At 71.6% G+C, this 19,793-nt stretch carries 18 protein-coding genes; 10 read left to right on the top strand and 8 right to left on the bottom strand.

The genetic code is table 11. From position 1 onward, the window contains the following. Positions 1–30 precede the first annotated feature (30 nt). Complete coding sequence (locus U8525_RS15980; RefSeq protein WP_374266472.1) at positions 31–1,665, bottom strand: long-chain fatty acid--CoA ligase; 1,635 nt, start codon at positions 1,663–1,665, stop codon at positions 31–33. 104 nt (positions 1,666–1,769) lie between these two features. After that, positions 1,770–2,807, bottom strand: coding sequence for a 6-phosphofructokinase (locus U8525_RS15975; protein ID WP_374266470.1), 1,038 nt, complete (start codon positions 2,805–2,807; stop codon positions 1,770–1,772). A gap of 229 nt (positions 2,808–3,036) precedes the next feature. Between U8525_RS15975 and U8525_RS15970 the strand changes: the two genes are divergently transcribed. Beyond that, complete coding sequence (locus U8525_RS15970) at positions 3,037–3,813, top strand: glucosamine-6-phosphate deaminase (RefSeq protein ID WP_374266468.1); 777 nt, start codon at positions 3,037–3,039, stop codon at positions 3,811–3,813. 368 nt (positions 3,814–4,181) lie between these two features. After that, positions 4,182–4,370, top strand: a complete 189-nt coding sequence (locus U8525_RS15965; protein WP_374266466.1) for a DUF4334 domain-containing protein — start codon at positions 4,182–4,184, stop codon at positions 4,368–4,370. A 1,066-nt stretch (positions 4,371–5,436) separates the two neighbouring features. On the opposite strand, the gene U8525_RS15960 is transcribed toward U8525_RS15965, so the two are convergent. The 3 genes from U8525_RS15960 to U8525_RS15950 all read right to left on the bottom strand — a co-directional run bounded on the left by U8525_RS15960 (position 5,437) and on the right by U8525_RS15950 (position 7,586). Then, positions 5,437–6,285, bottom strand: a complete 849-nt coding sequence (locus U8525_RS15960; protein WP_374266464.1) for a lytic transglycosylase domain-containing protein — start codon at positions 6,283–6,285, stop codon at positions 5,437–5,439. A gap of 109 nt (positions 6,286–6,394) precedes the next feature. Beyond that, entirely contained in the window at positions 6,395–6,946 is a 552-nt protein-coding gene (locus tag U8525_RS15955; protein WP_374266462.1) for a hypothetical protein, read from the bottom strand. Between the two features lie 19 nt (positions 6,947–6,965). Next, on the bottom strand, positions 6,966–7,586 hold the full coding sequence (locus U8525_RS15950; RefSeq protein WP_374266460.1) for a hypothetical protein: 621 nt from the start codon (positions 7,584–7,586) through the stop codon (positions 6,966–6,968). 302 nt (positions 7,587–7,888) lie between these two features. On the opposite strand from U8525_RS15950, the gene U8525_RS15945 reads away from it, so the two are divergent. The 7 genes from U8525_RS15945 to U8525_RS15915 all read left to right on the top strand — a co-directional run bounded on the left by U8525_RS15945 (position 7,889) and on the right by U8525_RS15915 (position 14,866). Next, positions 7,889–8,566 carry a carboxypeptidase regulatory-like domain-containing protein gene (locus U8525_RS15945; protein WP_374266458.1) on the top strand — a complete coding sequence of 226 codons (678 nt, stop codon included), beginning with the start codon at positions 7,889–7,891 and terminating at the stop codon, positions 8,564–8,566. A gap of 2 nt (positions 8,567–8,568) precedes the next feature. Continuing rightward, entirely contained in the window at positions 8,569–9,291 is a 723-nt protein-coding gene (locus tag U8525_RS15940) for a hypothetical protein (RefSeq protein ID WP_374266456.1), read from the top strand. Positions 9,292–9,423: 132 nt separating this feature from the next. Beyond that, positions 9,424–10,686: a hypothetical protein gene (locus U8525_RS15935; protein ID WP_374266454.1), complete on the top strand. Its 1,263-nt coding sequence runs from the start codon at positions 9,424–9,426 to the stop codon at positions 10,684–10,686. A 372-nt stretch (positions 10,687–11,058) separates the two neighbouring features. Next, positions 11,059–11,631, top strand: coding sequence for a PadR family transcriptional regulator (locus U8525_RS15930; protein WP_374266452.1), 573 nt, complete (start codon positions 11,059–11,061; stop codon positions 11,629–11,631). After that, positions 11,628–12,389, top strand: coding sequence for a siderophore-interacting protein (locus tag U8525_RS15925; protein WP_374266450.1), 762 nt, complete (start codon positions 11,628–11,630; stop codon positions 12,387–12,389). The genes U8525_RS15930 and U8525_RS15925 overlap by 4 nt, the downstream gene beginning before the upstream one ends. 113 nt (positions 12,390–12,502) lie before the next feature. Continuing rightward, a complete protein-coding gene (locus U8525_RS15920) occupies positions 12,503–13,363 on the top strand; it encodes an alpha/beta fold hydrolase (RefSeq protein ID WP_374266448.1) in 861 nt (286 codons plus the stop codon). Between the two features lie 99 nt (positions 13,364–13,462). Then, complete coding sequence (locus U8525_RS15915; RefSeq protein WP_374266447.1) at positions 13,463–14,866, top strand: FAD-binding oxidoreductase; 1,404 nt, start codon at positions 13,463–13,465, stop codon at positions 14,864–14,866. A gap of 25 nt (positions 14,867–14,891) precedes the next feature. Here the strand turns inward: U8525_RS15915 and serA are convergent, their stop codons facing one another. From serA to U8525_RS15900, 3 genes are all read right to left on the bottom strand, one after another. Next, positions 14,892–16,145 carry a phosphoglycerate dehydrogenase gene (gene serA, locus U8525_RS15910; RefSeq protein ID WP_374266445.1) on the bottom strand — a complete coding sequence of 418 codons (1,254 nt, stop codon included), beginning with the start codon at positions 16,143–16,145 and terminating at the stop codon, positions 14,892–14,894. A gap of 159 nt (positions 16,146–16,304) precedes the next feature. Further along, on the bottom strand, positions 16,305–17,963 hold the full coding sequence (locus U8525_RS15905) for a trypsin-like peptidase domain-containing protein (RefSeq protein ID WP_374266443.1): 1,659 nt from the start codon (positions 17,961–17,963) through the stop codon (positions 16,305–16,307). A gap of 125 nt (positions 17,964–18,088) precedes the next feature. After that, positions 18,089–18,466, bottom strand: coding sequence for an STAS/SEC14 domain-containing protein (locus U8525_RS15900; protein ID WP_374266441.1), 378 nt, complete (start codon positions 18,464–18,466; stop codon positions 18,089–18,091). A 286-nt stretch (positions 18,467–18,752) separates the two neighbouring features. Here U8525_RS15900 and U8525_RS15895 point away from each other — a divergent pair, with 286 nt between their 5' ends. Continuing rightward, a complete protein-coding gene (locus U8525_RS15895) occupies positions 18,753–19,784 on the top strand; it encodes a class I SAM-dependent methyltransferase (RefSeq protein ID WP_374266439.1) in 1,032 nt (343 codons plus the stop codon). The last annotated feature ends 9 nt before the right edge of the window (positions 19,785–19,793 follow it).

Below are 19,793 nucleotides of genomic sequence, written 5' to 3'. Positions count from 1 at the left end.
GTCGGGTGCCCGGCGGTCCGTCCAACCCCCTCAGGATGCCGCGGACGCCTTCATCAGGTGGTCCCCGAAGTCCTCCCGCAGCTTCATCTTCAGGAACTTCCCCGTGGACGTGCGCGGAATCTGCGGCACGAAGAGGAAGTCATCCGGCAGCCACCACTTCGCGAACTGCTTCTCCAGGTGCGCCGTCAGCTCCGCCTTCGTCGCCTGCTGCCCCGCCTTGAACACCACCGCCGCCAGCGGCCGCTCGTCCCACTTCGGGTGGCGCCCCGCGAACACCGCCGCCTCCAGCACGGACGGGTGCGCCATCAGCGCGTTCTCCAGCGCCACGGAGCTGATCCACTCGCCGCCGGACTTGATGACGTCCTTGCTGCGGTCGGTGATGTGCAGGTAGCCCGCCGGGTCGATGGTCACCACGTCGCCCGTCTTGAACCAGCCGTCCTTCGTGAACCGGTCCTTGCCCTCGTCCCCGTAGTACGACGCCGCCACCATGGGCCCGCGCACCTCCAGCTCGCCCATGGCCTTGCCGTCCCAGGGAAGGATCTCCCCCGTGTCGCTCACGTGGCGCGTCTCCACGAATGGCACCGAGTAGCCCTGCGACGCGTAAGCGTCCAGCTGCGCCTCCGGCGACGCCGTGCGCAGGTCCCCCTTGAGCCGCGCGAGCGTGCCCACCGGGTTCATCTCCGTCATGCCCCACGCGTGCAGCACGTTCTGCCCGTGGCGCTTGCGGAACCCGTCAATCAGCGCCGGCGGCGCCGCGGAGCCGCCAATCACCATGTGCCGCATGGTGCTCAGGTCCCACTTCCCCGGCTCGCGGTCCAGCTGCGCCAGGATGCCCAGCCAGATGGTGGGCACGCCGCCCGCCACGGTGATCTTCTCGTTCTGCATCAGCTCCAGCAGCGACTGGGGATCCAGGTGCGGCCCGGGCAGCACCTGCTTCGCCCCCGTGAGCAGCGCGTCGAACGGCAGGCCCCACGCCGCCGCGTGGAACATGGGCACCACCGCCAGCACCGAGTCGGACTCCTTCAGCCCCAGCACCTCCGGCAGGCAGCACACCAGCGTGTGCAACACGATGGAGCGGTGGCTGAAGAGCACGCCCTTCGGGTTTCCCGTCGTGCCGGACGTGTAGCAGAGCATCGCCGCGCTGTTCTCATCCAGGCGCGGGAACTCGAACGTGGGCGACTCCGCCGCCAGCAGCTGCTCGTAGTCCAGCCGCCCCTCCGGCACCGGCCCGTCGTCCGGGATGACGATGACGTGCCGGATGCAGCCGGCGGACTTCTCGAACTTCTCCACCAGGGGCAGCAGCGAGCGGTCCACCACCAGCACCGTGTCCTCGGCGTGGCGCGCGATGTAGCCCAGGTCGTTGGGGTGCAGCCGCAGGTTGAGCGTGTGCATCACCGCGCCCATCGCCGGCACCCCGAAGTACACCTCCAGGTGCTGATGGTGGTTCCAGCTCAGCGACGCCACCCGGTCCCCGGGCTTCACCCCCAGCCGCGTGAGCGCGTTCGCCAGCTGGCAGACGCGCCGGTGGAAGTCCGCGTACGTGTAGCGGTGCAGGGACCTGTCCGGCCTGCGGCTGACGATCTCCTGCGCGGCGTAATAGGAGCGCGCCCGCTCCAGGAAGTGCGTCAGGGTGAGCGGGAAGTCCATCATGCGACCGGTGAGCATCGGCACCATCCCTTCGGGAGAGGGGGAGGCGCTGGATGCTACCGGATGCGCGGCGCCATGCCCGCCACTCCCGGTGGGAGCAGGCATGGCGCATCACGTCATCGTCAGCCGAAGAAGACCTCCGCGACCTTGAAGAACTCCTCGGGGACGCGCTTGAGCTCGCGGGTGGCCTCGGCCAGGTGCTCGCTGACGATCTCGTTGCCGCGCAGGGCGGCCATCCTGCCGAACTCGCCGCGGGCCACCATGTCGCACGCATGCACGCCGTACCGGGTGGCGAGCACCCGGTCGTGCGCCGTGGGGGCGCCGCCGCGCTGGATGTGGCCCAGCACGGAGACGCGCGTCTCGAAGCCGGTGCGCCGCTCGATCTCCGACGCGACGATGTTGCCCACGCCGCCCAGGCGCGGCCGGCCCGCTTCGTCCAGGGCGCCGGTGGTGACGAGCTGCTCGGTCTGGTCCGCGGACATCTTGATGCGCGTGCCCTCCGCCACCACCACGATGGAGAAGGAGCGCCCGGACGCGTGCCGGCGCTGGAGGTGCTGCGCGACGGCCTCCAGGTCCGCGGGCTTCTCCGGCACGAGGATGACGTCCGCGCCGCCCGCGATGCCCGCGTAGGTGGCGATCCACCCGACGTGGCGGCCCATCACCTCGCAGACGATGACGCGCTTGTGGGACTCGGCGGTGGAGTGCAGCCGGTCCACGGCCTCCGTCGCGATGGCCACGGCGGTGTCGAAGCCGAAGGTGAAGTCCGTGCCGTTGAGGTCGTTGTCGATGGTCTTCGGCACGCCGACGATGCGCAGGCCCTCCTGGGACATGCGCGTGGCGGCGGACAGGGTGCCCTCGCCGCCGATGGCGATGACGGCGTGGATGCCGTTGCGCTCCACGGCGCGCTTCACGCGCTCCAGGCCGTTCTCCACCTTGAACGGGTTGACGCGCGAGGTGCCCAGGATGGTGCCACCCCGGTGGAGGATGCCGGAGGTGGTCTCCCGCGTGAGGCGGAAGTGGTTGTCGTCCAGCAGGCCCTTCCATCCATCGCGCAGGCCCATCATCTCGAAGCCGTGCTCGCTGGCACGGCGGACGATGGCGCGGATGACCGCATTGAGGCCGGGGCAATCACCCCCGCCGGTGAGCACGGCGACTTTCATGCCGCCGGTTCTAGCGCGACCCGGCCTCCCCGCGTGAGGACGGATTGCACGGAACGCCCGTGGGAAACCCTCCCCGGTCCCCGGGCGTGCGGGGGGCCGGGCCTGTCAATCGAGGGCGGTGTTGACGTGTCATTCCCGGAGGCGAGGGGCCTTGCCGCGCGGCGCCACGCACGGGGAGGCAGGGCTGCCGGCGACCCGCGCGAGGCGGCCGGCATATGCTGGTGGGGACATGAACCTACGGGTGTTCCCGACGGAGCAGGAGGCGGCCTCCTCCTGCGCGGCGCGCATCGCCGAGGCGGTACGTCACACGCCGGAGCTGGTGCTGGGGCTCGTCACCGGGCGTTCGCCACTCAACGTGTACCGGAGCCTCGTGGCGCTGGCGGCCCGGGGCGCGCTGGACCTGTCGCGGGCGACGACGTTCAACGTGGACGAGTTCCTCGGCCTGCCGCCGGAGGACGCGGGCAGCTTCCGCGCGTACATGGACCGGCACCTCTTCCGGCATGTGAATCTGTCAACGGAGCGGATCCACTTCTTCGACGGGTGCGCGCCGGACGCGGAGGCGGAGTGCGCGCGCTATGACGCGGCGCTCGCGGCGGCCGGAGGGCTGGACCTGCTGCTCCTGGGTGTGGGGCCCAACGGGCACATCGCCTTCAACGAGCCGGGCGAGGTGCTGACGGCGACGAGCCACCGCGCGCGCCTGTCGCGGGAGACGCGGCTGTCGCACGTGATGGCGTTCGGGGATGACCCGTCGAAGGTGCCCATGGCGGCGCTGACGCTCGGCATGGCGGCGGTGCTCCAGGCGCGCAAGGTGGTGGTGCTGGCGTTCGGCGTGAACAAGGCCGCGGCGGTGACGGCGATGGTGCACGGACCGCTGACGACCCGCTGCCCCGCCTCGCTCCTCCAGCTTCACCGCGACGTGGAGCTGTGGATGGACACGGGCGCCGCCAGCGGCCTGCAAGCGCGAACGCTGGACGTGGCCCGGACCCGCCGCGACCCAGGCCCCTGAGCGGGGAACCCCCGCATGGCCATGTGAGCGCACTCCAGGAGGCCCGGGGCAGCAGGCCTTGTTGGCGGATTGCCAATGATGCGTGCGTGGGTGGGCACGCCGCGTATTGTGAGCGCGGGTCTGCGGGGAGCTTCTCCGGTCCGAGTCCGAGTGGCTCGTTCCCCATGAGGTGGCGAGGCGGCGGGCTCCAGCTTCTTTCCGCAGTCGTCGTTCGTTACGCATGTGCTGGCGCCTCCACACCACGCGGTGACGGTGGAGGCGTCGGTGCCGCTGCTGTTCTACGTAGAGGGCCGGAGCGCGGTGTTGCCGGGGTGGATCCGCGGAAGTGACTGTCGCCAGACAGCCGCGGTCCCATGGAATCGCACGGGGTGTTGGGGGAGACCGGGCGGTTCAAGGCGTGGCTGCGCGTGACGGAGTACCGAGACCGGCTCAGCGCGACGAGGGGCTACGACGACCGACCCATCCTTGACGTGCTCCGGAGGGTGGGCCTGGACACGGTGCTGGGCGCGATGGACGCGCGGAATGGCGCAGTCCTGCTTCTTCGTGCTGCACCGTGATGCCAAAGGGCTCGCCCGGATCTCGACCCTGAAGTCCGTCTCCAGGGATGAGAAGGAGAGAATCCCGCAGGGTCACCCTGCCGGCGGCGCGCCGGGAAAACCCGTCCGACAGTCGGACAGGTTTTGGAGCGCCAGGGCTGGGGCCTCCGCTGAAGCGAAGCCGCGGAAACTTGTCCGACAGTCGGACAGGTTTGCAGGACCGTGGCGGGGAGCGGACTCGCCAGAGTTGAGGCGCGGAGACTTGTCCGACAGCCGGACGGGTTTGGAAGACCAGGTTGAGGGACCGCGGTCCAGGTCAGCCGCGGAGACTTGTCCGACAGCCGGACAGGTTTCGAGGGCCTTGGCTTGAGGGGGCCTGTTCCACTCGGACTGCGCAAACCAGTCCGACAGCCGGACCGTCTTGGCCGGTCCCATCCTGTGGCTCCCACTCCAATCAAGCGGCGGGTGCTTGTCCGACAGTAGGGCCGGTTTGGCGGTCCGTGGCGTGGAGGCCGTCGGTCTACCCAGGCTGCGGAAACCTGTCCGACAGGAGGACTGATCTGGAGGCAGTTCGCGGGGACTGTCGCTCCATCGGAGCCGAAGAAGCCTGTCCGACAGGAGGACTGGTCTGGAGGCAGTTCGCGGGGACTGTCGCTCCATCGGAGCCGCAGAAACCTGTCCGACAGGAGGACTGATCTGGAGGCAGTTCGCGGGGACTGTCGCTCCATCGGAGCCGAAGAAGCCTGTCCGACAATCGGTCCGGATTGGATGGTCATGGCGCGGGGGCCGCCGATCCGTTGAGCTGCGGAAACCTGTCCGACAGTCGGACACGTCGGGAAGGCCGTGGGGCGAGGGCTGCTCCATCGGAGCCGCGGAAACCTGTCCGACAGTCGGACAAGTTGGGAGGTTCGTGGCGCTGGAGGGCCACTCCAGCTGCGCTGAAGAGTCCTGTCCCGGTGCGCGGTGGAGACCTGTCCGACAGTCGGACAGGTTTTGGAGCGCCGCCTCCACGGGCGGTGCCCAGCGTGGAGGTTGGGGGCTCAGGCACCCTCCGGAACGGGACGTGTCTGGCCCGACACGGGCTTCGTCAGCGCGTCGCCGCTGCGAGCCTCGCGGGAGGCTTGCCGCCCGTGGTCGGACGGGTCGCGGGCTTCACCGGGGCCGTCACCTTGGGGGCCGCGGGCGGCTTCGCGGACGCATCGGGGGGACGGGCCTTCCTCGCGGCCTGCGCGGCGGGGGCCTTCACGGTCACCCGCGGAGGGGAGGCCTTCACCGTGGGGGCCTTCACGACGGCGGCGGCCTTGACGTGCGTCTCCGGGACGGCCGGGCGCTTCGCCACGGCCGGCGCCTTCGGCCGCGTGTGCTCATAGGCCGCGAGCACCTTGGCCACGTAGAACTCCGTCTCCCCGTTGTGCGGCACACGCCCGTTCACCGACCCGGGCCCCGCGTTGTACGCGGCCACCGCGAGCCGCACGTCCCGGAACCGGCGGAGCTGCTCGGCCAGGTAGCGCCCGCTCGCGTCGACGGACGGCGCCGGATCGAAGGGGTCCTCCACCCGCATCAGCGCCGCCGTGTCCGGCATGAGCTGTCCGGGCCCCATGGCCCCCGCGGGCGAGATGCGGTGCACCCGCGTCTCCGACTCCACCTGGATGAGCGCCCTCAGCAGCCCCGGCGGAATCCCGTGGCGACGCTCCGCGTCCGCGATGAGCGGCTCCAGCGGCGGGTGCTCGTCCAGCACGCACGCGGGCCGGTGCGCCACGTAGGCCCCCAGCGCGCGCGCCTTCGTCTGGAGGAAGGAGAAGGACAGGGGCGACACCTGCGTCCCGCCCAGCCAGGCCACGCCCAGGTTGAGCAACACCACGGGCGCCAGCGCGCACGGCACCAGCCACGCCCACCTCGGAATCTGGATGCCGCCCACGGCCCGCTTGCGTCCCACCCTCCCCACTTAAGGGCGCCGCGCGCCCCCGTCCAGCTTCCGGCCCGCGCCAGCGGACACCGCCACCCGCCCCGGCGGCGTCCTGAAGCCGGGGCGGGCGGTGGAAGGCTCAGAACAGCAGGCCGAAGTAGTTGGCGCTCGCCTTGGCGCCCACGCAGACCTCGACGTCCGCGGTCCACGACTGGGTCGGGGGCGAGCCCGTGGCCTGGAAGCGGAACTCCAGCTCCTCCTGCTTCGCCAGGTCCAGCACGTCCACCGCGCCGCTGCTGGTGAGCTCCAGCTTGTTCGTGGCGCCGCTGGTGCCGGCGCGCCGGAACTCACCCAGCAGCACGTACTCCGAGGAGCCCGGCTTGCGCACGGAGAGGTTCGCGCGCTCGATGCCGCTGATGTCCGTGCTGGCGGTGGCGTCGAAGAGCTTCAGCCGCAGCTCCGTCTCCACGTCGGCGTCCTCGGGCAGCGCGCTGGCGAAGTCGCCCAGCGGGATGGTGAAGGACTGCTCCACGGAGCCGGAGATGGGCGGGGCGGCGGAGAAGGACAGGTCGTTCTCGGTCTTGCAGATGCGCTCGGCCTCCACCTCGATGGCGAAGAGCGAATCACAGCCCGTGCCCAGCAGGGTCACGGCGCCAGCGAGCAGGAGGGTGCGGAAGGAATTCGTTCGCATGGTTCGAGAGGCTCCTGGCTCAGAAGAAGTAGACGATGAAGCCCAGCTTCACGGAAGGGATGGTGGCGCGCAGGTGCAGCGGGCCGGACGTGACGCTGTCGTCGCCGGACGCGTCCTGGAGGAGCGGCGTGGGCTCCGGCACGGTGAGCGCCACGTAGCTCAGGCCCACGTTCAGGAAGAAGTTGAAGCGGCTGTTCGTGCCCACCTCCAGGCCCACGCTGCCCGTCACGTAGTTGTAGGTGACGTCGCGGATGGCCTCCGACGTGGCGCTCGGCTCCCGGCCCAGCCAGTCCAGCACCTCGCTGTACTCCGAACCGAAGTAGTGGCCGGCCTCCGCGTTGATGGACGGCGCGATGAAGGTGTCCATGGGCAGGATGCTCAACCCGCCCCGCACGCCGATGCTGAGCGTGTTCGTGGTGGGCCCCGCGTGCAGCCGCAGCCAGTTCGTGGGGCGCACCACCGCGGACAGGCCGATGCCGTGCGGCGCGCCCACGTCCAGCAGCAGGCCCACCTTGCGGGGCGCGTCGTCCTGGGCGAGCGCCGGGGTGGCGGTGCCCAACACCGCCAGGCACCCCAGGGCGATGCCGGAGGAGAGAAGAGAAGAGTGTCGTCGTCTCAAAGAAGGGGAGTCCATCGTCATGACGAAAGTTCCACGGTGAGTGCCGGCCCAGCGGCCATTCTTCGCGGAAGGCGCGCGGAAAAGAAGCGCTTCGGACGAAAGCCGTACGGGCTTTCCGGGATGCCGCGTCCCGCGGTGGAGGGACTGCCCGCTTCCCGACACGGGGCGGGGTCCCAGCGGAACAGGAAAGGCGTGCAATGCCTGTCAAATCACTGACGTCCTGTTCAATCCCCTGGGTGATGTCCCGCCAGGCCGCGCGATGCGAGCGTATGATGAAGGAAGCCGGTGGAATGGCATTCAGGGCCGGAACCGGGGGGCCAAGGATGATCGACGAAGTCGATCTGCGCATGAAAGCGTGGGTGGGACGGATTGCCACGGATGCGCCGGTGCACCTGGGGGTGCCCGACCGCGAGTCCCTGGAGCGGGGTGTCTGTCTTTACCTCCTGGAGCTGGGGCCGGCGCCCCTGACCCGCGCGGGGAAGCGGGGCGCCATGCAGTTCACCGTCTGTTATCTGGTGACGGTGGGCGCGGAGACGCCCGAGCGCGCGCACCGGCTCCTGGGGGACCTGGTCTTCGCGGCCATGAGTGACAAGGAATTGGAGGTGGACCTGAGCCCGCTGCCGGTGGCGCTGTGGGCGGGGTTGCGCTCGGTGCCGCGTCCCGCGTTCCGCCTGCGGGTGCGGGTGCGCAAGGAGCAACCCCTGGCGGAGGTGCGGTGTCTGTCTTTGGTGGACGGGGCGTCCGCGCCGACCCCCCTGCTGGGGCGGGTGGTGGGGCCCGGTGACGTGCCCATCCGGGACGCGTGGGTGGCGCTGCCCGCGCTTCAGCTGAGCACGCGCACGGATGCGCAGGGGCACTTCCACTTCCCCCGCCCGCCGCAGGGCGAGTCGCTGGGCCCGCTGGAGGTGCGCGCGGAAGGGGAGCTGCTGTCGGTGGAGGCGGAGGGGCTGGCCACCGGGACGTCGCCGTTGATCATCCGGATGCCGGTGAAGGAGGCGTGACCATGGACGCGGGGCCGCCAGGCGAGGCCATGGAGACGCGGGCTCGCGCGAGGCGGCACTTCGCCTGGGTGCTGGCGCTGGCGAGGTGGCTGAAGGCCTGGGCGGAGCGGGTGCTCGCGGAGCACACCGAGGCGCTGGCGAAGGCGGCGCTGGAGCTGGGGGGCGCGACGGTGCGCTCGCTGCCCCTGCGCGAGCCGGCCGTGGCGCTGCTGCCGGTGCCTCCCTGGCTCCCGCGGTGGGAGCCCGTGGACTCGCGCGCCCAGCCACCCCTGGAGCCTCCCCCGCCGCTCCCGGAGGCGCGGACACCGCGCTTGAACACGCTGCGGTGCGTTCCGCAGGAGGGCGCGGCGCCGGATGGGGAGCCCGCGGTCGTGCCCCTCCCGGTGGAGCACCGGGTTCCCTTCGGCTTCGACCCGGATGACCTGCTGCCCGCGGAGCCCGTGGCGGTGGTGGCCTCGCGGCCCTCGCCCGCGGAGCTGCTCCAGGCCGCCGTGAGGGAGGCGCCGGACCTCCCGCCCGTCGCGTCATGTCCGCTCCGGCTGGTGACGTCGTTCCCCAGGGACCCGGCGAGGGAGCTCATCCTGCTCTTGAAGGAGTCCGTGGGGACGCCGACCCAGCCTTCCGTGCCCTGGCCCGAGGCGCCATCCTCCTCCCCCGACGAACCCGTCGACGCGGCGGAGATGCTGCGGCAGTGCGAGCGATTGGAGCTGGAGCCGAACGAGTAACAGCAGGCGCCCCGGTGGAAGGAACACCAGACACGGGCTGGCGCGCACGGCAGGCGGCCGGGGCCGCCAGGGATTATGCTGACCGCCGCGATGTCCGAGCGGTCACGTCCCAGCGCTGTCCTGCCAGGCTTCATGATGGACGACGTCGGGCGCCAGCTGGAGGGCCGCGCGGAGCTCCTCGCGGCGGCGCGGCGTCCGCATGCGGAGCTGGAGAAGGTGCTGGCCGGTCGGCGCTGGCGGCGTGGCTTGGCGCGGCGTCCGGAGCTGGTGCGTTCGCTCGTGGCCGAAGCGGGAGCGGTGGAGGAGGCGCTGGAGCGCGTCCAGCGGCGCGCGGCGCGGGAGGCCTGGCCGGACGACCTGCCCGTGTTGAGGGTGGCCCGGGAGCTGTCGGCCCGGCGCGAGCGGCTGACGCGGCTGGCCCGGCGCAGGCTGGAGGTGTTGACGGTGGCGCAAGAGGGCGTGTCACTGGAGGAGGCGCTGACGCGGCTGGATGCGCTGGTGCGCCACCCCGTGAGCTGGGCGCTGAAGCCGGGAGAGGTGCTCGTCTTCGAGGACGGCACCTGGCTGCGTCCGAGCGTGAGCATCGCGCCCGTGCCCTGGACGCGGGAGTTGCCGCCGCGGCTGACGCTCGCATGGGGGGCGCTGGCCGCGTGGGTGTTCCTGCTGGTGGCGCTCGTCCCCACGCTGAAGGAGGGCGGGGGGATGGTCTTCGTGGCGTTGAGCTCCGTTGCCGTGCTGGGGGTCCAGTTCCTGCGCGCGGGCCGGCTCCGGCTCACCAGTGAGCGGCTCATCTGGGCGCCGGTGTTCGGGGAGCCGCAGGAGGTGCGGCTGGGCACCATCTCCCCCGAGGGGGTCCGGCTGGAGCACGGCGCGGACTTGCGGGTGGAGGGGGACCGGCGGCTGTACGCGCGCTCCGTGCGGGGGGCCACGGCGGTCGCGGTGCTGCTGGAGCTGCACCGGCAGCCGCCGCTGCGTGGCGCGGCCCGGGCGGGCGTGCGCCTGGACTCCGTGGTGGTGTTTCTCGCGAAGCTCGGCAAGCGCCAGGGGTTCTGCGTGCTGGGACCCCAGGGCCTCTCCTTCATCCCGGAGGGAAGGGGCCCCCGGGCCCTGAGGGCCGTCACGGCTCGCCCGACGGCGCTGCGCGACTTCGAGTCCGACCAGGTGCTGGACGCGCTGCGCTGGCTGCCGGAGGCGGAGTTCGACGCCCAGGTGACGCGCGTCGTGGAGGCCACCGGCGGCGTGGCCTGGACCCGCGCGGACGCGCGCTACGTGCCGGGCTTCGAGGTGTGGCAGCGGATCGCCATCGAGCACGAGGGGGGCCTGACGCTGACCGGCCGCGTGAACTGGGACCAGCGGGAGGCCGCCGAGCGGCTCCTGCGCGACTGGCCCCGGTAGAAGGGCCCGCTGTCCGCGCCGCGCCTGCGCGGCATGGCGAACCCGGGGGATGATGCGCTGGGCGCCGTCACACCCGCTGGCAGGTGGCGCGGTCCCGCGATGCTGTCCACGGGCCGTCCTCCATGGCCGCCGTGCGAACGGGGAGCGCCCGACCTCGCGCACTGTCCTGTCGCGGTACAGCGGGGCGCTCCCCGGGGTCGGCGTCGGCGGCCTCAGCGCCCTGGCGATGGGAGACCTCCAGCACCCAGGCGGGCTCCTCACCCCATGAGGGCCAGCCCGGTGGGCGGCCGGCGGCCCCCCGCAGTTCGAGTTGCGGCAGATGGTTCTGAGATATATCTCAGAACAATCTTGAGTCTCCTGAGAGGACACGGCATGCGCGGCAGACACGGACGGGACCGGGGCGACCCGGCGGAGCACTGGCATCACCACGAGCGAGGCGAGGGCCCCCGCGGGCGCCACGGCGGCCCTGGCGGCGGACGGCACCGGATGTTCGAGGGCGGCGAGCTGCGGCTCGTCCTGCTCCACCTCATCAACGAGGAGCCCCGGCACGGGTACGACCTCATCCGGGCCATCGAGGGGCTCAGCCGGGGCGTGTACGCCCCCAGCCCCGGGGTCATCTACCCCACGCTCACCCTGCTCAAGGACATGGGGCTGGTGAGCGAGCCCGACACGACGGACACGCAGCGGAAGCTCTTCGCCATCACGGCGCAGGGCAAGGCGCTGCTCGCGGAGAACGCGGAGGTGGTGGAGGGGCTGCTGCGACGGCTGGGAGAGGCCGGTGCGCTTCGCGAGCGCACGGACGCGGCGCCGGTCCGCCGCGCCATGCAGAACCTGAAGAGCGTGCTGTTCGACACGCTGTCGCCCGGCGTCGACAGGAAGGTCGTGCTCGACGTGGCGGCGTTGATCGACGAGGCCGCGCAGAAGATCGAGAGGCTCCGCTCATGAGCTCCCAGGACCTGCATCAGATCGTTCGCGTGCGCCACGAGCTGCGGCGGCGCAAGCTGGTGGTCAGCGGCGTGGAGTCCGTGACGCCGCGCATGCGGCGCATCCACTTCGCGTCGCCGGACCTCGCGGACTTCCACAGCCCGTCGCCGGATGACCACATCAAGCTGTTCTTCTCCCAGGCGGGGGAGCAGGTGATGCGCGACTTCACGCCGCGCGCCCATGACAACCGCGGGCAGACGCTGACCATCGACTTCGCGCTGCATGGCTCCGGACCCGCGACGGAGTGGGCCGCCCAGGCGAAGGTCGGCGCCACGCTGGAGATCGGCGGGCCGAAGGGCTCACAGCTCGTGCCCGATGACTTCGACTGGTACCTGCTCATTGGCGACGAGAGCGCGCTGCCGGCGCTCGGCCGCCGGGTGGAGCTGCTGCGCCCGGGCGTGCCCGTGACGACCGTGGCCGTCGTGGCGAACGAGGCCGAACACCAGACCTTCGCCACGAAGGCCTCCTGGCAGCCGACCTGGATCGCGCGCGGCGAGCCGGGGCCTGGAGACGGCGCGCTGCTGCGGGAGGCGCTCGCCGGGTTCACGCCCCCGGCGGGGGATGGCTTCGTGTGGATCGCCGGCGAGGCGGAGTGGGTGCGCGACCTGCGGACCTACGTCATCGAGGAGCGCAACCATCCCGCGGAGTGGGTCAAGGCCGCGGCCTACTGGCACCGCGACGGGGCGGCCGGACGCGAGGGCCCCGGGCCTCGCCACTGAGGCAGGGGAGGCCGTCCCGGGAGCCGCGCACTGACCCCGGGGGGCAGTGCCCGGCCCCGGGGGCGATGCACACCGTCGCGGGCGGTGGGCTTCCCACCGCGAAGGGTGGACACATGACCAGCGAGACGCAGACGGGGCGGGCTTCCGGCAGCTTCCTCACCACGCGCGACGGCGCGCGGCTGTACTTCAAGGACTGGGGCCCCAGGGACGGGCAGCCCGTCGTCTTCTCGCATGGCTGGCCGCTCTCGTCCGACGCGTTCGAGGACCAGATGCTGTTCCTGGCCGAGCGGGGCTTCCGCACCCTCGCGCATGACCGCCGGGGACACGGGCGGTCCTCCCAGCCATGGGAGGGGCACGACATGGACACGTACGCGGACGACCTAGCGGAGCTGATCTCCGCGCTGGGGCTGCGCAAGGCCGTCCACGTGGGCCACTCCACCGGCGGCGGCGAGGTGGTGCGCTACATCGGGCGTCACGGCACCTCGCGCGTGGCGAAGGCGGTGCTCATCGGCGCGGTGCCGCCCATCATGCTCAAGACGGACTGGCACCCCAACGGCCTGCCCATGAAGGTCTTCGACGACATCCGCGCGGGCGTGCGCGGGGACCGCTCCAGCTTCTTCAAGGAGCTGAGCCTGGCGTTCTACGGCTTCAACCGGCCCGGCGCGAAGGTGTCGGAGGGGCTGCGCGAGAGCTTCCGCCTCCAGGGCCTGATGGGGAGCCTCAAGGCTGAATACGACTGCGTGAAGGCCTTCTCCGAGACGGACTTCCGCGCGGACCTGGCCCGCATCGACGTGCCCCTGCTGGTGATGCACGGCGATGACGACCAGATCGTCCCCATCGACGGCGCGGCGCGCATCACCGCCACGCTCGTCAAGGGCGCGAAGCTCCAGGTCTACCCGGGCTTCAGCCACGGCATGTGCTCCGTCAACAAGGACGTCGTCAACGAAGCCCTCCTCGGCTTCCTCAAGGCGTAGGGGGCCCGGGCGCTCTCCCAGCCCGGCATGCGTCCAGCCCCGTGCGCCGGGCCGCCGCCGGGCTTGTCATGCCCCGGGGGGTGCAATACGCCTGGGCCCATGTCCACCGCCGCGCTGCCCGCCGACTTCCTCCGCGCCATCGCCGAGTCCTTCCCCGCCGACTTCCTCACCCGGGAGCCCGCGGAGCTCCAGGAGTACGGCCGCGACTGGACGCGCGTGTACGCCCCGGCGCCGGGCGCGGTCGTCTTTCCGCGCACCACGGACGAGGTGGCCCGCTTCGTGGCGCTGTGCCACCAGCACCGCGTCGCGGTGGTGCCCTCCGGCGGGCGCACGGGCCTGGCGGGCGGGGCGGTGGCCATGCGCGGCGAGGTGGTGCTGTCGCTCCAGCGGATGACCCACATGGCGCCGGTGGACCTGCTGGGCAACACGGTGCGCGTGCAGGCGGGCGCGGTGACGGAGGCCGTGCACGAGCACTGCGCGCCGCACGGCCTCACCTGGCCGGTGGACTTCGCGTCCAAGGGCAGCAGCACCGTGGGCGGCAACATCGCCACCAACGCGGGCGGCGTGAAGGTCATCCGCTACGGCCTCACCCGGCAGTGGGTGCTGGGCTTGCAGGTGGTGACGGCGCAGGGGCAGGTGCTGGAGCTCAACGGCGCGCTGGAGAAGAACAACACCGGCGCGGACCTGCGCCAGCTCTTCATCGGCAGCGAGGGCACGCTCGGCGTCATCACGGAGGCCACGCTCAAGCTGACGCGGCTGCCGGGCAGGCAGGACGTCTTCCTCTTCGCGGTGCCGGACGTGGCCGCCGTGCTGCGGCTGTTCCGCGACGCGCGCCAGGCGCCCCTGGTGCTGTCCGCCTACGAGTTCTTCACCGACAAGTGCCTGGCCCGCGTGCAGCGCCACCGCAAGCTGCGCGCGCCCTTCGAGGCCCCCAGCGGCTGCTACGTCCTGCTGGAGTCCGAGGGCGGCGACCCGGCGGCGGTGGAGGCGTGGCTGGCCTCCCTCTTCGAGCGCGGGCTCGTCACCGACGGCACCCAGGCGCAGGGCGCGGCGCAGGCGCAGGCGCTGTGGGCGCTGCGCGAGTCCATCAGCGAGAGCCTCTCCGCCACGGGCGTGCTGCACAAGAACGACATCTCGCTGCCGGTGGCGAACCTGGAGGCGTTCTGCTCGGAGCTGGACGCCGTGTTCGCCAGCCGCTACCCGGGCTGGGAGATCTGCCTCTTCGGCCACATCGGCGACGGCAACCTGCACGTCAACGTGATGAAGCCGGACGGGGTGGAGCGGGCGGACTTCTTCGCCCACGCGAAGCAGTCCGACCACGCCATGTTCGACCTCGTGCGCAAGCACGGCGGCAGCATCTCCGCCGAGCACGGCGTCGGCCTGCTCAAGAAGGACTACCTGGACTACACGCGCGCGCCCGGCGAGCTGGAGCTGCTGCGCACCCTCAAGCGCGCCCTGGACCCGGCCGGCATCTTGAACCCGGGGAAGATCCTGGACGCCTGAGGGCGCGGCCGCCGCGCCCGGCGCCTCAGGACACGATGCGCGTCTTGATGTCCGTCTCCAGGCCGGCGATGGCCTCGCACACCTGGCGGGACACGTCCTGGTCCAGGTCCATCACCAGGTAGCCCACGTTGGCGTCCGTGCTCAGCACCTGCGCGTGGATGTTGGCGTTCAGGTCGGACACGATGCGGTTGATGTCGCGCAGCACGCCCGGCGTGTTGCGGTGCACGTTGATGATGCGGTGGGTGCCCGGGTTGATGGGCGTCTCCACGTTGGGGAAGTTCACCGCGCCCGTCGTCGCGCCGCCCTTCACGAACTTGAGCAGCGACGTGGCCACCTCCTTGCCGATGGACGCCTGCGCCTCCTCCGTGGAGCCGCCGATGTGCGGCGTGAGCACCACGTTGGGCAGCCCCTGCAGCTCCGTCACGAAGCCGTCCGAGTTGCCCTCCGGCTCCTCCGGGTACACGTCCACCGCCGCGCCGCCCAGGTGCTTGGAGCGCAGGGCCCGCGCCAGCGCCGGGATGTCCACCACCGTGCCGCGGCTGGCGTTGATGAGGCACGCCCCCGGCTTCATGGCGGCCAGCTGCTCCGGGCCGATCATCAGGTGCGTGGAGGCCAGCGCCGGCACGTGCAGCGTCACGAAGTCCGACTCCGCCAGGAGCGCGTTCAGCGCGGGCACCGACCGCGAGTTGCCCAGGGGCAGCTTCGTCATCACGTCGTAGTAGAGGACGCGCATGCCCAGGGCCTCCGCCAGCACGCCCAGCTGCGACCCGATGTGCCCGTAGCCCACGATGCCCAGCGTCTTGCCGCGCACCTCGTGGCTGCCCGTGGCCACCTTGCGCCATTGCCCCGCGTGCACCTCCCGGCTGCGGTCGAAGAGCTGGCGCGTCAGCACCACCACCTCCGCCAGCACCATCTCCGCCACGCTGCGCGTGTTGCTGAACGGCGCGTTGAACACCGGCACGCCGTGCACGCTGGAGGCGAGCAGATCCACCTGGTTGGTCCCGATGCAGAAGGCGCCTATCGCCAGCAGGTCGTCCGCGTACCTCAGCGCGTCCTCCGGCACCGTCGTCTTGCTGCGGATGCCCAGCAGGTGCACGCCCTTGAGCCGCTCCGCCAGCTCCTCCGGCTTGAGCGCGGAGGACAGCCGCTCCACCTCGAACCCCTCCGCCTTCAGCATCTCGTGGGCCGAGGCGTGGATGTTCTCCAGCAGCAGGACTCGCATCGGGCCCTCGCTGCTCACGGGGCGGCGGGGCGACGGCGGGAAGCGGGGTGTGCTCATGGCGCCTTGCGTTAGACCTCGCCCTCCCAGGTGTCAAGCCTCGGGTGGGGAGGAGCGCCCCCGGGGCAGGAGCGGCTGGGCGCCAAGAGACACCGGGCCCGTCGCTCCCCGTACCACGGGGGAGTGACAGGCCCGGAGGGACAGCGGGGAGGCGGGAGGTTACTGGAGGGTCCAGGCCACCGTGCCGCTGCACGCTTCGCTGCCGAAGCAGCCCACGCGGAGCTGGTACGTGCCGCCCGCGCTCGCCGGCGCGGTGTAGGTCGCGCGGGACAGCGAGCCGCACGCCGGGGCGTCGTCGTTGAACGTCACCTGCTGGCCGGCGGCGTTGAACAGGCGCACCACCGTGTCACCCGTGCCCGTCGCGTTCCCCACGCCGCAGCTGCCGAAGGTCAGCGTCTGGCCGGGCGCGATGCTCACGTCCACGTCCTGCGTGTTGCGCGTGGCGTTGGCGGTGTCGCTGACGTCGAAGCCCTGGGAGCCGCTCGTGGGGGGCGTGCCGCCCGAGGTGAGCTCCCAGGCCACCGTGCCGGCGCAGCCGCCGTTCTGGTAGCAGCCGGCGAGGATCTCGTAGGTGCCCGCGACGGCGGCGGTGAAGGTGAGCTTCGAGCCGTAGCCGCTGCCGCACCCGTCGTCGTTGGAGGCGACCTCCGTGCCGGACGGGCCGCGCAGGCGCAGCAGGGAGTCGCCGCTGGTGAGGGCCGCGTCCGTGACGCCGCAGGTGCCCACGGTGAGCTTCTGGCCGGCCGCGAGCGTCACCGTGCCGTTGACGGTGTTGCGCGTGGCGCTGGCGGTGTTGGACGCGCTGAAGGCGTACTTCGTCGCCGGGGGCGGCGTGGGGTTGCACAGCCGCTGGCTGGTGGTGGCCGCGCACAGCGCGGAGATGGCCTGGTTCACGTAGACGATGCCCTCGCCGTCGCAGCCCGTCTCCGAGCACACGTTGACCTCGTTGCAGCCCTCGCCCGGGCGCTCCACGTAGTCCTCGTCGCCGAACACCAGGATGCCCGCCACGGTGTTGTTGACCGTCTCGTACACGCCGGAGCCGGAGTTGCCCGAGAAGGTGTCCGTGGTGGCGACGAAGTAGTCCTTGAGCGTGGCGTTGTTCTCACGCACGGAGCCGCCCGAGTCGATCTTGAACGGGAGGCCGCTGCCGCTGCCGATGACGGCCACGTTCTGGCCCACGGCCAGCGCCTCGTTGCCCGGGCGCACCGGCGCGGGGGTGAAGCGCGGCGCCGCCGAGCGGTCCAGCCGGAGGATGGCGAAGTCCACGTAGGTGGTGGCGTTGTTCACCAGCTTGCGCGTCACGATGCTCTTGCAGGAGAAGACGTCCGCGCTGGTGATGGTCTCCAGCGTGTCTTCCGCGGTCTTGTAGAACTTGAAGACGAAGCGCGTTTTGTCGCACTCGTTCTGGTTCTTCACGCAGTGGCCCGCGGTCAGCACCAGGTCATCGTCGATGAGCGTGCCCGAGCAGAAGGCCGGCGCCGGGTCGTTGTAGAAGCGCTGGTCGGAGCACAGGCCCTCCCACTCGCCCAGCGGTGTCTGGTCCACGATGATGTTGTTCGGGTCCGAGTCGTCGATGAGGCTCGGCGTCAGCAGCGCCACCGTGGACTGCCGGGCCCGCTCCCGCAGGACCGCGCTGGGGTGCGCGTAGACGTCCATGCGGTCGTCCTGGCCGTAGACGACCGGCGCGCTGGACTCGGTCAGCGCGGGCTGCTGCCCGGGCGCGCCCGACTCGGGCGCCGGTCCGCAGGCCAGCGCGGTGAGGGTACAGAACAGGGAGCCGAGCAGCTTCGCTCGGGAGGCGGGGGCGGACACGGACATGCAGGGCGACTCCTGACGGGTACTGCGACAGACACAGCGAAGAAAGGGGGTGTCACTGGAAGACGTAGGCGGACCCGGGCGGTCGCATGGGAGGGCCGGGGGGAGGGGACGCCGGGGGTGGTGCCTCAGTCGGCGTCGGGGGCCTCGAGCCAGGCCAGCGCCTCCGAGCGCAGCTCGAAGGTCTTGGCCGGGATGGTGAGGCCGGCGGCCTTGGTCATGCGCCACGCCTGGAGGCCGCTGCCGGGGTCGCTCACCACGCGCGCGGAGCGCTTCATGCCGTTGTGCTGGGCGTAGGCGTTCAGCCGCGCCATCTCCCCCACCACCTCCGAGGGCATCTTCCGCAGCCGGGACTGATCCACCAGCGCGGACCACTCCGAGCCCCCGCGGGCGGCGATGTCCTTCTTCAGTTGCTCGACGTACTCGGCCACGTCCTTCGGCGTCACTTCCGATGGATAGATGATCTCGATGATGTCGTGGGGCAGGTGGGCGATTTCAATCTTCATGCGCGGCTTGCGGCTCTCTTCCTGGCGGGGCGCGCCATCCTAACCGCGGTTGCTGTCGCCGGATACCGCGCCCCCGCAATCCCTGGCCCCGGAGGAGGGATTGTCGGACCTCGCGGATAGAGCCGCGCCAGCGAGGCCACGCCGACCCGGCGCGCCACGCCAGGCGCGGCCGGTGTGGGCCGGGCGGCGCGCGGTGGCCCGCCCGTCCGCCCGGGGCCCGGGCTGGCGAAGGGCGCGGGCGCGGGAAGTGGATGCCCTGCGCTCCCAGGTTGTCAGGATGATGCCTATGCGCCAGCCCAACCTGTCGGTCCACGGCGCGGCTCGTCCGGTCGCGCCTGAAACCAACCACCTCGTCCTGGTGAAGCCCCCCGGGGAAGAGGCGTTCCCGCCGGAGGAGGCGTTCATGGAGGCGCGGGAGTGGCTGGACACCCTGCACGCGCGGATGGTGCAGGGGCCGGACGAGGCGCTGCACGCCGGCATGACCGCGCTGCACGGGGGGCTCATCCGCCGGCGGCGGCAGTGGAGCCCGGAGGTGTGGAAGCGCTTCTGCCTGGAGCTGGCGCGCAAGCACCCCCTGCGCCCCTTCCTGCACCAGTGCCCCTTCACCCGGCATGCCTTCGAGCGGCCTCGCGGCTACGCGGGCGACGCGGCCCTCATCGACTACCTCTACATGGACCGCGCGGCGGACGAGCTGCACGCGGGCCGCGAGATCTACCGCTACATGCACGGGCAGCCCTCCGCGCGGAGCGTGCGCGAGCGCCGGGAGCTGCTCGCGCGGAAGATGGACGAGACGGCCGAGCGGCGGCCCGACGGGCGCGTGCTGTCGGTGGCGTGCGGGCACCTGCGGGAGGCCGAGGCGTCGCGCGCGGTGGCGGAGCGCCGGCTCCAGGAGCTCATCGCGTTCGACCAAGACCCGGTGAGCCTGGCGGAGATCGCGCGCCTGCACCCGGCGGGCGTCGTGCGGACGGTGTGCGGCTCGGTCCGCTCGCTGCTGGCGGGCAAGGTGGCGTTCTCCGGCCTGGACTTCGCGTACTCCGCCGGGCTGTACGACTACCTGTCGGACTCCGTGGCCGCCCGCCTCACCGCGCTCCTCTTCCACATGCTGCGCCCGGGCGGACGCCTGCTGGTGGCCAACTTCGCGGTGCACCCGCCGGAGACGGGCTACATGGAGGCCTTCATGGACTGGTGGCTCACCTACCGGGACGAGGACGGCATGCGCGCCCTCCTGGCGGAGACGCCGCTGGAGCAGGTGGACCACGTGCGGCTGTTCCGCGACTCGCAGGACAACGTCATCTACCTGGAGGTGACGCGCCGGTAGGCCGGGCCT

This window comes from Corallococcus sp. RDP092CA (assembly GCF_041903675.1).
Classification (GTDB): Bacteria; Myxococcota; Myxococcia; order Myxococcales; family Myxococcaceae; genus Corallococcus.
Note: the sequence above shows the minus strand (reverse complement) of the source record. Positions and strands in the feature narration are given on the sequence as shown.

Excerpts from the sequence above, each read along its gene's own strand:
- U8525_RS15900 (WP_374266441.1), bottom strand. The coding sequence starts at position 18,466 with ATGAAGATTGAAATCGCCCACCTGCCCCACGACATCATCGAGATCATC.
- U8525_RS15925 (WP_374266450.1), top strand. The coding sequence starts at position 11,628 with ATGAGCTCCCAGGACCTGCATCAGATCGTTCGCGTGCGCCACGAGCTG.
- U8525_RS15970 (WP_374266468.1), top strand. The coding sequence starts at position 3,037 with ATGAACCTACGGGTGTTCCCGACGGAGCAGGAGGCGGCCTCCTCCTGC.
- U8525_RS15940 (WP_374266456.1), top strand. The coding sequence starts at position 8,569 with ATGGACGCGGGGCCGCCAGGCGAGGCCATGGAGACGCGGGCTCGCGCG.
- U8525_RS15945 (WP_374266458.1), top strand. The coding sequence starts at position 7,889 with ATGATCGACGAAGTCGATCTGCGCATGAAAGCGTGGGTGGGACGGATT.
- U8525_RS15930 (WP_374266452.1), top strand. The coding sequence starts at position 11,059 with ATGCGCGGCAGACACGGACGGGACCGGGGCGACCCGGCGGAGCACTGG.
- U8525_RS15935 (WP_374266454.1), top strand. The coding sequence starts at position 9,424 with ATGATGGACGACGTCGGGCGCCAGCTGGAGGGCCGCGCGGAGCTCCTC.
- U8525_RS15980 (WP_374266472.1), bottom strand. The coding sequence starts at position 1,665 with ATGCTCACCGGTCGCATGATGGACTTCCCGCTCACCCTGACGCACTTC.
- U8525_RS15955 (WP_374266462.1), bottom strand. The coding sequence starts at position 6,946 with ATGCGAACGAATTCCTTCCGCACCCTCCTGCTCGCTGGCGCCGTGACC.
- serA (WP_374266445.1), bottom strand. The coding sequence starts at position 16,145 with ATGAGCACACCCCGCTTCCCGCCGTCGCCCCGCCGCCCCGTGAGCAGC.
- U8525_RS15950 (WP_374266460.1), bottom strand. The coding sequence starts at position 7,586 with ATGACGATGGACTCCCCTTCTTTGAGACGACGACACTCTTCTCTTCTC.
- U8525_RS15905 (WP_374266443.1), bottom strand. The coding sequence starts at position 17,963 with ATGTCCGTGTCCGCCCCCGCCTCCCGAGCGAAGCTGCTCGGCTCCCTG.
- U8525_RS15915 (WP_374266447.1), top strand. The coding sequence starts at position 13,463 with ATGTCCACCGCCGCGCTGCCCGCCGACTTCCTCCGCGCCATCGCCGAG.
- U8525_RS15895 (WP_374266439.1), top strand. The coding sequence starts at position 18,753 with ATGCGCCAGCCCAACCTGTCGGTCCACGGCGCGGCTCGTCCGGTCGCG.
- U8525_RS15920 (WP_374266448.1), top strand. The coding sequence starts at position 12,503 with ATGACCAGCGAGACGCAGACGGGGCGGGCTTCCGGCAGCTTCCTCACC.
- U8525_RS15975 (WP_374266470.1), bottom strand. The coding sequence starts at position 2,807 with ATGAAAGTCGCCGTGCTCACCGGCGGGGGTGATTGCCCCGGCCTCAAT.